Annotated in this window: 12 protein-coding genes; 11 read left to right on the top strand and 1 reads right to left on the bottom strand. The window is 73.1% G+C overall.

Annotated features, from left to right (window positions below; genetic code table 11):
* The first annotated feature begins 147 nt into the window (after positions 1-147).
* The 11 genes from traC (at position 148) to FJ694_RS34190 (ending at position 12,891) form a co-directional block, all read left to right on the top strand.
* Complete coding sequence (gene traC, locus FJ694_RS34240; protein WP_157272001.1) at positions 148-2,712, top strand: type IV secretion system protein TraC; 2,565 nt, start codon at positions 148-150, stop codon at positions 2,710-2,712.
* The gene (locus FJ694_RS34235; protein WP_157272000.1) at positions 2,709-3,077 is read left to right on the top strand and encodes a hypothetical protein; all 369 of its coding nucleotides are present in this window, start codon (positions 2,709-2,711) and stop codon (positions 3,075-3,077) included. The genes traC and FJ694_RS34235 overlap by 4 nt, the downstream gene beginning before the upstream one ends.
* A complete protein-coding gene (traF, locus tag FJ694_RS34230; protein WP_157271999.1) occupies positions 3,074-3,622 on the top strand; it encodes a conjugative transfer signal peptidase TraF in 549 nt (182 codons plus the stop codon). Before FJ694_RS34235 ends, traF (FJ694_RS34230) begins: the two co-directional genes overlap by 4 nt.
* An 89-nt stretch (positions 3,623-3,711) precedes the next feature.
* On the top strand, positions 3,712-4,341 hold the full coding sequence (gene traW, locus FJ694_RS34225; protein ID WP_232540355.1) for a type-F conjugative transfer system protein TraW: 630 nt from the start codon (positions 3,712-3,714) through the stop codon (positions 4,339-4,341).
* The gene (locus FJ694_RS34220; RefSeq protein ID WP_157271997.1) at positions 4,338-5,348 is read left to right on the top strand and encodes a TraU family protein; all 1,011 of its coding nucleotides are present in this window, start codon (positions 4,338-4,340) and stop codon (positions 5,346-5,348) included. The genes traW and FJ694_RS34220 overlap by 4 nt, the downstream gene beginning before the upstream one ends.
* A complete protein-coding gene (gene trbC, locus FJ694_RS34215) occupies positions 5,335-6,087 on the top strand; it encodes a type-F conjugative transfer system pilin assembly protein TrbC (protein ID WP_157271996.1) in 753 nt (250 codons plus the stop codon). Before FJ694_RS34220 ends, trbC begins: the two co-directional genes overlap by 14 nt.
* Positions 6,084-7,418, top strand: coding sequence for a conjugal transfer protein TraN (gene traN, locus FJ694_RS34210; RefSeq protein WP_157271995.1), 1,335 nt, complete (start codon positions 6,084-6,086; stop codon positions 7,416-7,418). The genes trbC and traN overlap by 4 nt, the downstream gene beginning before the upstream one ends.
* Positions 7,415-7,783 (top strand): hypothetical protein, encoded by a 369-nt coding sequence (locus tag FJ694_RS34205; protein ID WP_232540354.1) that lies wholly within the window; start codon positions 7,415-7,417, stop codon positions 7,781-7,783. The genes traN and FJ694_RS34205 overlap by 4 nt, the downstream gene beginning before the upstream one ends.
* A gap of 29 nt (positions 7,784-7,812) precedes the next feature.
* Complete coding sequence (gene traF, locus FJ694_RS34200) at positions 7,813-8,631, top strand: conjugal transfer protein TraF (RefSeq protein ID WP_232540353.1); 819 nt, start codon at positions 7,813-7,815, stop codon at positions 8,629-8,631.
* Positions 8,632-8,650: 19 nt separating this feature from the next.
* Complete coding sequence (locus FJ694_RS34195) at positions 8,651-10,090, top strand: conjugal transfer protein TraH (RefSeq protein ID WP_157271992.1); 1,440 nt, start codon at positions 8,651-8,653, stop codon at positions 10,088-10,090.
* A gap of 20 nt (positions 10,091-10,110) precedes the next feature.
* Entirely contained in the window at positions 10,111-12,891 is a 2,781-nt protein-coding gene (locus FJ694_RS34190; RefSeq protein ID WP_157271991.1) for a conjugal transfer protein TraG N-terminal domain-containing protein, read from the top strand.
* Here the strand turns inward: FJ694_RS34190 and FJ694_RS34185 are convergent.
* Positions 12,892-13,333 (bottom strand): hypothetical protein (locus FJ694_RS34185; protein ID WP_232540352.1); only part of this gene is annotated, 442 nt, incomplete at its 5' end.

Below are 13,333 nucleotides of genomic sequence, written 5' to 3'. Positions count from 1 at the left end.
CGCCCGCCGCGGCGCCGGCCTCGGCCACGCCGCCGGCGGGACCTGCCCCGGCGGGCGACGCGCCGCGCCCGGGCGGCGGGCTCCCCGCCCTGCCCGGCCAGCCGCTCCCGCCGCCCCGCACCCCGATCAGCGAATGAAGGGACCGCCATGGACCTGCACACGCCGCACGCCCCCGCACCGGCCGCGCCGCTGCCGGGACGGTCATGGTGGCGCTTCGGGATACCGGACGAGACGCCGGCGGAGCAGTTCGGCTCCTGGCTGCCCTACAGCGCCTACCTTCCCGAGGAACGGGTCTTCGTCAACCGCGACGGCCCGGGCTTCCTGATGGAGCTGCTGCCGCAGTCGGGCGCGGACGAGCGCATGTGCGAGGTGCTGGCCTCGCTGTACCCGGTCTGTCCGCCCGGCACCGGCGTGCAGTTCCACCTGCTCGCCTCGCCGCACGTGCACGAGCCGCTGTGCCGCTACGCCAACCTGCGCGTCGAGGACGTGGACCAGGCCGACCGGGCCGTGCTGCAGGGCCGTCCCGTGCGCAACGACAACCTCTTCCGCCGCCTGGCGCGCCAGCGCGTGGGCCACCTGCTGCGCGGCGCGCAGCAGTCGCTGACATCGGGCTTCCACTACACGGTGCGCGACTTCCGCCTGATGCTGAGCGTGACCCTGGCCGGCGACGCGCGCGACCCCGCCCGGCACGAGGCGCTGCTCTCGCTGCGCGAGACCATGGCCTCGGCGCTGCGCTCGGCCTCGCTGCCCGGCCGCGTGTGCGATGCCGCGGACCTGATCAACTGGTGCGCGCTGTTCACCAACCCCGACCGCCTGCTGCAGCCCGGCGCGGCGCGCCTGCACTACGACGACGGGCGCGAGATCCGCGACCAGATCGTCGACTTTGACACCGTCCAGGACGCCCACCCCGGCGGCCTGACGCTGTGGAAGGCCGGCGGCGGGCCACGGCTGGAGGCGCGCTTCCACTCCATCAAGTCCTTCCCCGAGCGCTTCGCGCTGTGGCAGATGGGCTCGCTCATCGGCGACCTGATGCAGCCCGCGCTGCAGTACAGCTCGCCCTTCCTGCTGACGCTGGGCGTGCACGTGCTCGACCCGAACCTGGCCCGCTCCGTCGTCACGGCCAACCACGTGCGGGCGACGCAGAACGCGCGCAGCTCCATGGCGGCGGTGATGCCCGACGTGGGCCGCAAGCTGCAGGACTGGACCGCGGCCGCGCAGGCGCTGGACACCGGCAGCAGCCTGGTGAGCCTGTACCACCAGCTGGCCGTGTTCGCTCCCCCGGAAAAGGCCGCCGCCGCGCAGGAGGCCGCCGGCGCCATCTGGCGCGGCCGGGGCTTCCGCATCAACGCCGACGCCTACATGCACCGGCAGGCGCTGCTGGCGAGCCTGCCCATGACGCTGTCGGAGCGGCTGCACCGCGACCTGGCGCGGATGCGGCGCGTCACGCGCAAGACCGTGGCCAACGCCGTGCACCTCGCGCCGCTGGTGGCCGAGTGGCGCGGCACGCCCACGCCGGCGCTGGTGTTCGGCGGCCGCCGCGGCCAGCTCATGACGCTGGACCTCTTCGACAACGACCTGGGCAACTACAACTTCGCCATCGTCGGCGCGCCGGGCTCGGGCAAGTCGGTGCTGATGAACGAGATGGCCTGGTCCTACCGCGCCATCGGCGCGCGGGTGTGGATGCTGGACCTGGGCCGCTCCTTCGAGCGGCTGTGCCGCCGCGCCGGCGGCACCTACATCGAGTTCCGCGCCGACGCCGACATCTGCCTGAACCCGTTCTCCGCGATCGCGGACATCCACGAGGACATCGACATGCTGGTGCCGGCCATCGCCCGCATGGCCGCGCCGCCGGGCACGCTGGACGAGGTCCAGTACAAGGCCCTCTCGGCGATGGTGCTGCGGCTGTTCCGCGCGCACGGCAACGACCTCACGATCACCGCGCTGCGCGACGCGTTCCGCGCCGGGACCATCGAGGAGCTGGGCGCGGTCAACGATCCGCGCATCAAGGACCTCGCGCTCATGCTCAACCCGTACGCCCGCGGCGGGCAGTACGAGCGCTTCTTCGAGGGCCGCGCCAACGTCGACTTCGACAACGACTTCATCGTCATCGAGAACGAGGAGCTGCGGCGCCGGCCGGACCTGCACGCGGTGGTCAACCTGCTGCTGCTGCACCGCATCACCGGCGAGATGTACCTCACGCGCAACCGGCGCAAGCTGCTCTTCATCGACGAGCTCAGGCAGCAGCTGGGCGACACCGGCGGCGACGACCCGGTGAAGGCCGCGGTGGTGGAGGAAGCCGCGCGCCGGGCGCGCAAGTACGGCGGCGCCCTGGGCACGGCCACGCAGAGCGCCGACGACTACTACGGCTCGGTGCAGATGGAGGCGGCCTTCAACTGCTCGGACTGGGTGTTCCTGCTGCGCCAGAAGCCCGAGTCGATCGAGATGCTGGACCGCAAGGGGCGGCTGTCGATGGACGCGGCCAGGAAGCGGCTGCTGGGCTCGCTTCGCACCGAGCCGGGCGCGTTCTCCGAGGTCTACGTGGCCTCGCCCGCCGGCGAGGGCGTGGCCCGCGTCATCCTCGACCCCGCCACGCACCTGCTGTTCTCAAACAAGCTGGAGGACAACGCGCCGCTGGACGAGCTGCGCGCCCAGGGCCTGGGCATCGACGAGGCCATCGCGGAGCTGCTGCGCCGCCGGGGGCAGGCGTCATGAGGACCACGCTGCTGCGGCTGGCCCGGCAGGCCGGCGTCACCGTGCTGGTCGTGGGCGCGGCGCTGGCCGGGTACGACCGCTGGGTGGTCCGACCCGCGCTGCGCGTGGGCGTGGTGGACGTGGGCGAGGTCTACCGGCAGAAGGAGGCCGAGTTCACGCAGATCCTCACGCGCGCCACCGGCGACGAGGAGCGCCAGCAGGCCCTGCAGATGGCGCGCACGTTCGCGCAGCGCCTGCCGCTGGCCCTGGAGGAGCTGCCGCGCGAGTGCGGCTGCCTGGTGATGCTCAGCAGCGCCGTCGCCGCGCCGTCCGCCGGCGTGGTGGACCTGACGGCGCAGCTGCGGCGCAAGGTGGATGCGCCATGAGGTTCCTGTCCGCACCTCCTGCCGGCAGCAGGACGTCCCGGCCAGCGCAGCCCTGGAGCTGGCTGCCGTACCTGGTGGTGCTGGCCGTCTGGGTGCTCGCGGGCCTGCGCCTGCTCGCCGACCCGGTGCCGCGGCTGCCGCTGCTGTTCAACTGGACGCCCAGCCTGCCCTGGCACGTGGCCTGGCTGCACCGCGGCGTGCTGCCCGCCGCGCGCGGGCAGCTCCTGCTCTACGCCTTCAACGGCGACGCGGCCGACAGCCGCCCGGGCCTGCAGGGTCAGCCGTTCTTCAAGATCGTGCGCGGCCTGCCGGGCGACGTGGTGACGGTGCGGGGGCGCGAGGTGTCGGTCAACGGCCAGGCCGTCGGCGTGGCGCTGGAGCGCACGCGCGGCGGGCGACCCCTGGAGCCGATCGTGCCCGGCGTCATCCCGCCCGGCCACTACTACGTCCAGGGCACCAGCCCGGACTCCTTCGACTCCCGCTACCGCGCCGGCGGCCTCGTGCCCGCCGCGCAGGTCATCGGCACGGTGGTGCCGCTGCTGTGAACGCCGTGGAGGCCCGCATGCGAGGCACTGGTCCCGCTCACCATCCGGCCCGGACGGCACGCGCGGCCGCGACGGTTTTCCTGGCGCCCGTGAGACGCGGCCTGGGCCTGCTGCTCGCGTCGCTCGCGCTCGCGGGCATGCCGCCGGCGCGGGCCATCGACCTCGGCAGCCTGGGTCCGACCTACGCCATCACCGAGCCGCACCTGCTTGCGAGCATCGAGCTGCGCCTGCGGGACCTGCAGCGCAGCGGCGAGCTGCGGCGCCTGGCCGCTCAGGCCGCGGCGCGCGGCATCGAGACCGCGCGGCACCCGCCGCCCGTGGAGGGCCTGGCCGCGACCGCCTTCCCCCGCAGCTTCCTGGTGGACCCCAGCCTCACGCTCGAGCGCAACGTGCTCGACACCAACGGACGCCTGCTGTTCGCCGCCGGCACGCGCCGCAACCCGCTGGAGGTCGTGCGGTTGAGCCGGCAACTGCTCTTCTTCGACGCCCGGGATCCGCGCCAGCTGCGCCGCGCCCGCGAGATCGCGCAGCGGCAGCCGGGCGGCGTCAGGCCTGTCCTCACCGGCGGCTCGTACCTGGCGCTGATGCAGGCCTGGCGCACGCCGGTGTACTACGACCAGGGCGGGCTGCTGACCCGGCGCCTGGGCATCCGCCAGGTACCGGCGCTGGTGTCGCAGGACGGGCTGCGCCTGCGCGTGGACGAGCTCGCCCTGCCATGAACGCCGCGCGCCTGCTCCTCGGCGCCGTCCTGGCGCTGGCCCCGGCGCTGGCGCAGGCCGGCGACGCCGCGACCTGCACCGGGCGCTTCCCCGACCCGCTCACCGACATCTGCTGGAGCTGCATCCTGCCCATCAGCATCGGCAGCGCGACGGTGGCCGACCTCGGCGGCCAGGAGGACATCCCCAACCCGCCGAACCCGCTATGCAGTTGCGGCCTCAACCCGGCCGTCGGCCTGTCGATCGGCTTCTGGGAGCCGGTGCGCCACGTCGAGGTGGTCCGCAAGCCCTTCTGCCTGCCGTCGCTGGGCGGGGTGGACCTGGACCCCGGCCTGCCGGCGCCCGCGGGCGCCCGGTTCACGCGCCCGGAAGGCGACGGGGACGGCAGCAGCTTCTACCAGGCCCACCTCTACCTGAACCCGGTGCTGTACTGGCTGCAGGTGGTGGCGGACTTCCCTTGCCTGGAGCCCGGCTCCTTCGACCTGGCCTGGCTCAGCGAGGTCGATCCGCTGTGGAACGACGACGAGCTGGCGCTGATCCTGCATCCCGAGGCGGTGCTGTTCGCCAACCCGGCGGCCGTGGCCGCCTGCGCCGCCGACTGCGTCGCCGCGACCGCCGGCTTCGGGGTGGCGAACCTGTTCTGGTGCGCGGGCTGCCAGGGCGGGCTCTACCCGCTGGACGGCCACGTGCCCTACCACCTGGGCGGCGTGCGCACCGCGGCGCTGCTGGCGCAGCGGCTCATGGCCCGGATGCACCGCGGGCTGCTGGCCTGGGGCTGGCACGGGTCGGCCGGCCTGTGCGGGCCGTACTTCCTGCCCACCATGGACAAGACGGCCTACAAGACGCAGCTGACCTGGCCCGTCGCCAATACCGCGAAGGAGGACGGCCGCTGCTGCCAGCCCTTCGGCCGCAGCACCATCACCTGGGGCGCCGGCAAGGAGTACCCGGTGGGCGGCGAGGACTTCGCGTTCCTGCTTTTCCGCAAGAGGAACTGCTGTGCGGGCTACTGAGCATCCCCGCCGGCGCGCGGGCCTGCCGGCCCTGGCGCTGCTGCTGGCCGCCGCCGCGCAGGCGCAGCCCGCGCCCGCCGTGGGCGAGGCCGACATCAAGCGCGCGCGACGCCAGCAGCCGCAGGTCACCGAGCGCGACATCGAAGAGGCCCGCCGGCGCCACCGCGCGCCCACGGACGCCGAGTTGCGCCGGATGGCGCCCCCGTCCACGCCCCGCATCGACGCCCTTCCGGCGCCGGTGACACGCGACACGGTGGACCTCGGGGCGCTGGCGCGGGGCTTCGACGCCGCCGCACAGCCGCCGGCGCTCGCCGCCGCGCCGCCGCCGCGCCTGCTGGTCTTCATCAGCCTGTCCATGCCCGAGGCCACCCTGGCCCGCCTTGCGGACCAGGCGGCGCGTTCGCGCGCGGTGCTGGTGCTGCGCGGCCTGGCCGAGGGCTCGATGACGCGCACCGTGACCCGGGTGAGGCAGCTCGTCGGCGCGCAGCTGGTGGCGGTGCAGGTCGATCCGCAGGCCTTCGACCGCTACGCGGTGGCCAGCGTGCCGACCTTCGTGCTGGTGCACACCGGCGCGTCCTCGCCGTCCTGCGTGGGCAGCCTGTGCAGCAACGGCGACGCCTTCGTGAAGGCGGCCGGGGACGTCAGCCTCGACTACGCGCTGGCGCGGTTCCGCAGCGCGGCCCCCGCCTTCGCCCCGGACGCGAAGCGGTTCCTGGAGCGGCTGGGAGCCCGGCCATGACGCCGCGCCTGCTGGTCTGCGCCCTGGCCGCGTCCAGCCTCGTCGCCGCGCAGACGGCCGCGCTGGCCGATCCGCACGCGGAGGGCCTGGCCGCCGGCCGGGCCGCGATTCCCGCCGCCCGCGCCGGCATCACGGCGCCCTCCGCCGCGGAGGTCGTGCCCGGCTACACGACGGCCCCCGCCGAGGCCACGTACTACCGCCAGCCCGACCTGGCGGCGCAGGCGCGCGCGCACCTGGCGCAGTGCACCGCGCGGCCGGACGATCCCGCCTGCCAGGCCCAGCGCGGCGCACTCGAATCGGCACGGACCCCGCGCCCCGAGGTCGGCCCTGGCGATCCGGCGGTGGCCGCCGCCCGCGACATCACGCGCAGCCCCTCTGCCCTGCTGGACGACCTGGTGGCCTGGCACGTCGGCTGCATCGGCGCGCCGGCAGGCGCCGCGGGCTGCGCCGGCACCACGTTCTGCGTGCAGGGCCGCTGCTTCGACACCGGCCGCCCGGACGATCCCGACTTCGCGCGCAGCACGACCTTCATGGAGGCCGCGCGCGAGGCCGGCGTGTACCTCGACACCGAGCGGCTGCAGGTCTTCGCCGGCGAGGACAGCCGCTGCCGCGACCGCCTGCTGGGCAACTGCTGCCAGGCCGACACCCGGGGCGCCGCCATGACCAACGGGAGCCTGTTCGGCGTCGGGTCGCGCCTGGTCTACGACGTGCTGATGAACGCCGGCAACCGCCGCTTCGTCACCCAGGGCCTGCAGGCGCTGCTGACGGGCGGCGGCTTCGGTGGTTCGTTCACCACCTACGGCGTGACCGTCGCCGTCAACGGCACGGCCCTGCCTGCCGGATCCGTGCTGCTCCACGCCGGCGATGGCCTCGCCGTGGCCTTCGACCCCTGGACGCTGGCCATTGCCGTCGTCCTCCACGTCGTGATGTCGATGATGTCGTGCAGCGCGGACGAGGGCCGGCTGGCGATGCAGGAAGGCGCGCGGCTGTGCCGGACGGTGGGGACGTACTGTTCCTCGTGCATCCGGGTCCTGGGCCGCTGCGTGTCCTGCATCGAACACACGACTTCCAAGTGCTGCTTCAACTCGGTGCTGGCGCGCATCGTCAACGAGCAGGGGCGCGTCCAGGTCGGCAAGGGCTGGGGCAGCGCGAAGGCGCCCGACTGCTCCGGCTTCACGGTGGCCCAGTTGCAGGCGCTGGACTTCGCGGCGATGGACCTGTCGGAGTTCTACGCCTCGCTGGTGCCCGTGCTGCCCGACGAGGCGGCGCTGCGGGCCCAGGCGGGCGGCCGCGTGCCGGCCTGCTACCACGGACAGGGGAGGTGCCAGTGAACCGATGCCTGCTCTCCTCGCTGCTGCTCGCGCTGCCGATGCTCGCCGCCGCGCAGCAGCGGCTGCCGGTCCCCGATGCCCGGCCGCTGCTGGTCGCGGCCATCGCCGCGCCGGATGGCCAGGCGCATGGCGTGCTGGCCGGCCCGCTGGCCGACGCCATCACCGGCCGCTTCAGGGCCACGTCCCCGATCCACATCGACGTCAGCACCCTGCGCCGCTACGCCCAGCCGGGCTGCAGCCGCCTGAACGTGCGCTTCTGGCAGGACGGGGTGCAGCTGCCCGGCACGCCGGCCCCACGCCGGCAGACCGTGGACTTCGGCATCGACTACTGCCGCGACGGCCTGCCGCCGCGCTCGCGGTCATGAGGCGCCCGGCCACCGGCGCGCCGCGGTGCGTGGCCCTCCTCCTGGCGGGCGCCCTGTCGGCTGCCGCATGGGGACAGGGCCTGCCGGACACCTTCTGGGCCGACGCCTGGCGCGGCTGGCACTTCTACGAGGACCCCGCACCGGACGAGAGGCCGCCCGCGCCCCCGCGGAACGTCTCCCCGCCGGCGGCGCCCGCATCGGCCCCTGCCCGGCCGGTGGAGCTGGCCGAGCTCGACCGCCTGCGCCAGGCGCTGGAGGACGCCCGCGGCGTCGCCGTCATGCGCCCCACCGAGGCCAACGTCCGGCGCTACATGGAGCTGGAGGCCCGCGTCGTGGCCCGGGCGTCCGCCTTCGCCGACGTGGCCCGCCGCGTGGCCTGGACCACGCCGGGGCTGGACCCGACGCTGCAGGGGCGCCCGGTCAACGCCCGGGCGCTGGAGGTGTTCGAGGAGCGGCAGGCCGGCGAGCGCTCGCGCGCCATCGCGGCGCTGGGGCGCGACCACGTGCTGCTGTTCTTCTTCCGCGGCGACTGCCCCTACTGCCACGCCTTCGCGCCGACCCTGCAGGCCTTCCAGCAGCGGCACGGCCTGCGCGTGGAGGCCGTGAGCCTGGACGGCGGGGCGATGCCGGGCTTCGCGCAGGCGCGGCGCGACAACGGCACCGCGACGGCGCTGCGCGTGACGCAGGTGCCGGCCGTCTACCTGGCGCAGCCCTTCACCGGGCGCATCGTGCCCATCGGCTTCGGCGTGATGTCGGAGAGCCAGCTCGTGGAGCGCATCGCCGCAGCCGCGTCGCCGGACTTCGAGGCCCTGGTGCCGGGCGCCGTGCACCGGCTCGCGCGGCCCTGAGTCCGCAGGAGGAACCGCCATGCCGAACCGACCAACCGCACGCACCCGGGCCGCGGTGGCGGCCGCCGCGCTGGCCCTGGCGCCGCTGGCGCCGCGCGCGGGCGACCTCAATGCCGAGGTGGACAGCATGTTCGCCAACCTCGGTGCCATCGGCAACTACACCGCGCCCGGCGCCTTCCGCGGGCAGGCCTTCAACACCTACACCGGCGGCAGCATTTTCATGCGCTCGCCCAGCAAGGTCTACCAGCTCGCGGCCGTTGAGTTCCCGAGCGCCAAGGCCGGTTGCGGGGGCATCGACGTGTTCGGCGGCTCGTTCTCGCACATCTCCGCCGACGAGTTCAAGAACATGCTGCGCAACGTCACCGCCGCCCTGCCCGGCATCGCGTTCCAGCTTGCGCTCGAATCCGTCTCGCCGCTGCTGGGCGGCCTGAGCAAGTGGGCCAAGGGCCTGGAGACCTGGATCAACAACGCGCGCATCAACTCCTGCGAGACGGCCAAGGCCGTCGCCAGCACGGCCGCCGAGGCGGCCGGCTACAGCGCGCAGGAGATCTGCGCCGACCTGGCGATCGAGCTGGGCCTGGAGGGCGACCGCGACGCCGCGCGCCGGCGCTGCGCCAGCGACCGCCCCGGCATCCTGGCCGCGGCCCGCACCTCTGCCGACCCGCGCGTGCGCAACCGGGCGCCCTTCGTCGGCAACCTCACCTGGAAGGCCCTGCAGGCCGCCGGCACCGCCCTCGACGACGGCGAGCGCGAGCTCATCATGAGCCTCGTCGGGACGGTGATCTACCACCCCGAGGAGGAAGGCCGCGACCCCGAGCCCATCGCGCCGACCATCACCTCCCTCAGCCAGCTGCTGTACGGGCAGGGACCTGGCACGGGCGGCGACGTGCGCCAGCACCTGCTGCGCTGCAGCGACCACGGGCAGTGCGCCGCCGTGACGCTGGACACGGACTACATGCACACGCCGTTCACGGCCAAGGTCGAGGTTCTGATGCGCTCCATCGCCGACAGGATCGCCACCCGCACCGCCATTCCCAACGACTCGCCCGAGGTCGGCTTCGTCAACCAGACCACCGAGCCCGTGTACCGGATGCTCTCCATCGGCGCCACCATCCCCGGCTCCGGCCTGGCGGAGAGCCTGATCGCGCAGTACCGCGACCTCATCGCCGCCGACTACGCCCACGTCTTCCTGGAGCGCCACCTGCGCCTGGGACTGGCCGCGCTCGACAAGGACCACACGCTGAACCAGGCCCAGCGCGAGCAGGCGGCCCAGTTGCGCCAGCGCGCGCAAGGGATGCTGCTGCAGCTCGCGCAGGAGAAGGGGCTGCTGTACCAGAAGCTCGGCTCGGTGCGCGCCGTCGCCGGCCACCTGGAACAGCTGGAGCGGCAGCTGCGCTCCAGCATGCCCCAGCACGTGATCGACATGCTCGGCCAGCGCGCCGCGTACGCCCTGCGGTAGCGCTTCCTCGGGAGACGGCCATGTGGGAGGTCTACGCCTACCAGAACGCCGACAGCCTGTTCGGCGTCTTCAACGCCGCCGCGGCGATCCACGGCGCCGGCGACTACCGGGCCGCGCTGGCGGCCGTGGCCTTCTGCGGCTTCGTGGCCGCCGCGGTGGCCTACGCCTTCGCCCCGGAGAAGCTGCAGGGCTGGAAGTGGCTCGGCACCGTGGTGGTGGTGTTCGCGGTGCTGATCGTGCCGCGGTCCACGGTGGGCATCGTGGACAAGACCGGCGGCTCGCCGGTGAAGGTCGTGGACAACGTGCCGCTGGGGATCGCCGTGCTGGGCAGCGTGCCCAGCACCATCGGCCACGCGCTCACGACGCTGTTCGAGACGGCGTTCCAGCTCATCCCCGGGCCCGGCGCGCTGCCGGCCGAGCTGGCGTACCAGGAGAACGGCCTGATGTTCGGCAACCGGCTGATCCGGGAGACCGCCGGCGTGGTGTTCCAGGACCCGGCCTTCCGCACGGACCTGGTCAACTTCATCCACAACTGCACGATGTACGACCTGATCGACGGCACGGTCGATCCGGGCGTGTTCGCCGCGGCGCCGGACGTGTGGGCGCTGATGGCCACGCCCAACCCGGCGCGGTTCAGCACGGTGGCCGGGGCGGACGGCGCGGTGACGGTGGCGACCTGCCCCGCCGTGTACGCCAGCCTCGACGGCCGGCTGCCCGCGCAGCTCCTGCGCCTCCAGGGCCGGCTGGCGTTCCAGCTCAATCCGACCCTGCCCGGCCCGGTGGCCGCCGCGGCCATCGCCGGGCAGGTCCAGCAGGCCTACCTGCGCAACGGCATCGCCGATGCCGCGGCCACGGCCGCCGACCTGGTCCGGCAGAACGCCGTGCTCAACGCGATCGAGGATGCCGGGACGCTGGCCGGCCAGAAGACCGCCGACCCGGCCGCCATGGTGCTGGCCGTGGGCCGGGCGCAGGCCGTGGCGCAGAAGAACGCCGCCTGGATCAATTTCGGCAAGGTGGCCGAGCAGGCCCTGCCGGTCTTCCGCAACGTGATCGAGGCCCTGACCTTCGCGCTGTTCCCGCTGTTCGTGCTGCTGCTCCTGGTCACCAGCGGGCGCGAGACGGTGATGGCCTTCAAGGGGTATGCCGCGATCCTGGTCTGGATCCAGCTCTGGCCGCCGCTGTACGCGGTGCTCAACTACATGGCCGGCGTGTACGCGGCCTACGACCTGGCCGCCGCGGCCGACCTGGGCACCGGCGCCCGGGCGCTGTCGCTGCAGACGGCCTCGACGATCTACGCGCGGGCGATCTCGGGCGAGGCGGTGGTCGGCTACATCGCGATCAGCATCCCCTTCGTCGCCTGGGCGGCGCTCAAGCGCATGGAGAACTTCGGCACCGCGCTGGTCGGCGGGCTCGCCGGGCTGCAGGGCATGCTGGGCAGCACGACCGGCAGCGCGGCGGTCGGCAACGTCTCGATGGGCAACGTCGCCATGGACCAGGTGCAACTCGCGCCGAACCGCACCTCCGCCTTCATGCGCTCCTGGCAGTCCGACACCACGGGCGACACCCTCACCAGCAGCCTGCTCAGCGGCCGCACGGCGGCGAGCCTGCTGCGCAACCAGGGTTTCGCGTCGCGGGTCGTGTCGCTGCGCGTCGGCCAGCAGGAGGTCACCGAGGCGAGCCGGCAGGCCGAGGCGGCGCGCAGCGAGCTGGTGGCCGCGGGCACCGAGCGCTCCGTGGTGCTGGCCGAAGCCTTCGGCAAAGGCGTCGCGCGACTGCATTCCTCGCGCAGCATGTCCGGCTCGACGTCCAGCAGTTTCGAGCAGGTCGGGGAGACGCTGAACCGGCTGGACCAGATCACGCGCGGTGTGTCGGACATCACCGGACTGTCGCAGGCACAGGTTGCCAACATCGCCTTCGGCGCTGCGGCACATCTTGGGCTCAACACTGGCATCGCCGGCGCGTCCGCGCAGGGCAACGCCGGGAAGACTTACCAAGCAAGCCTGTCGTCTGACGAGCGCAAGGTACTGAGCGCGATGACCAGCGATCAGCTCGCTGAGTTCAAGCAGTTTGGCGACCGGGTGTCGCGCGACAGCTCCTTCATCCGGGCCGTCTCCGACGACGAACGCCAGTCCAGCGAGCTGGCGTCCCGGCTGGCCACCTCCACATCACGGGTGGCGCGGGCGCAGGCAGCCTATGGGGAGCGGACCGCCCTCGCCGAGCGCCTTTCCGCTGCCCAGGAGCGGGGCGAGGCCATCGCCATCGACATTGCCCAGGACCCGCACAACCTGGAGATGTTCATGCGCTACGCCGAGCGCCACGGCGGGAACAGTGCCGCAGCCCACGCGCTGCTCGACGCCGAGCTGGCGCGCCAGGGGCTGCCTCCGACCCCGGTATTCGTGGATGGCACATCCGTGCCCACGACGTTCAACGATCTGCGGCGCACCCACACCTCGGACGCAGCAGCGCAGAACCTGAACCCAGACCTGCCGGCCGCGCATCGCGCGAACAGGGCACGCATGGGTGGAGGGCTGGAAGCCCCAGGCCTTACCGGCCCGGATCCGGCTGTATCGGTGCCAGCACGCGCCGATATCCAGCGCCAGGGGGCCGCCATCCGACACCGGGCGGAAGACACGGCCCAGGAGTTCGACTCGAAGGCCGAGATCGTCCGCAATTCGGATGGCACGGTCACGACGAAAAAGTCGCTCCTGCTGCAATCCGGCCGGCAGGCGACCAACGACGCCGGCGCCACGCTCGACGAGGCCAAGCGGATCACGCGAGACGTGCTCGACAAGAAGCGGTAGTCAGTCCAGCTTGTCGGGGTCGAACATGTGGTGATCCGGGTCGGCTGACGGCGGCTTCGTAAAGGGCAAGTGGCCTCTATCGCGCCAGTAGTTCTGAGCCAGATCCTCACCAAATAACGGTGGAGGAAAGCCACGGTACGCGCTCGATCGTCTTGTCAGCCCCCTTCGCAAGCCGATCCTCGACAAGGCTCCACCGATGGCAAGGCCGACCACCATCCCGATGGTCACCATGAGGACGCGCAGCCCCCACCCCTCCTCCACCGTCGCAAGCAGGCCAGCCATGGCGCCCAGCGCCACGAACAGCAGGAGGATGGCTTTCCGCATTTCCGTCCGAGGTTGACCTGTCCAGCGTACCGCGCCCTCTGGAAGCTGCATGTTCACGATGGCAACAGTCCTCGCCGTGTAGCCTCGGGCAGCTGTGAACCCGTCGCGGCCTAGTAGC

The sequence above is a fragment of the Azohydromonas aeria genome, assembly GCF_009760915.1.
GTDB classification, from domain to species: domain Bacteria; phylum Pseudomonadota; class Gammaproteobacteria; order Burkholderiales; family Burkholderiaceae_C; genus Azohydromonas; species Azohydromonas aeria.
The sequence above is the reverse complement of the archived record's forward strand: the minus strand, read 5'-3'. Positions and strand labels throughout refer to the sequence as shown.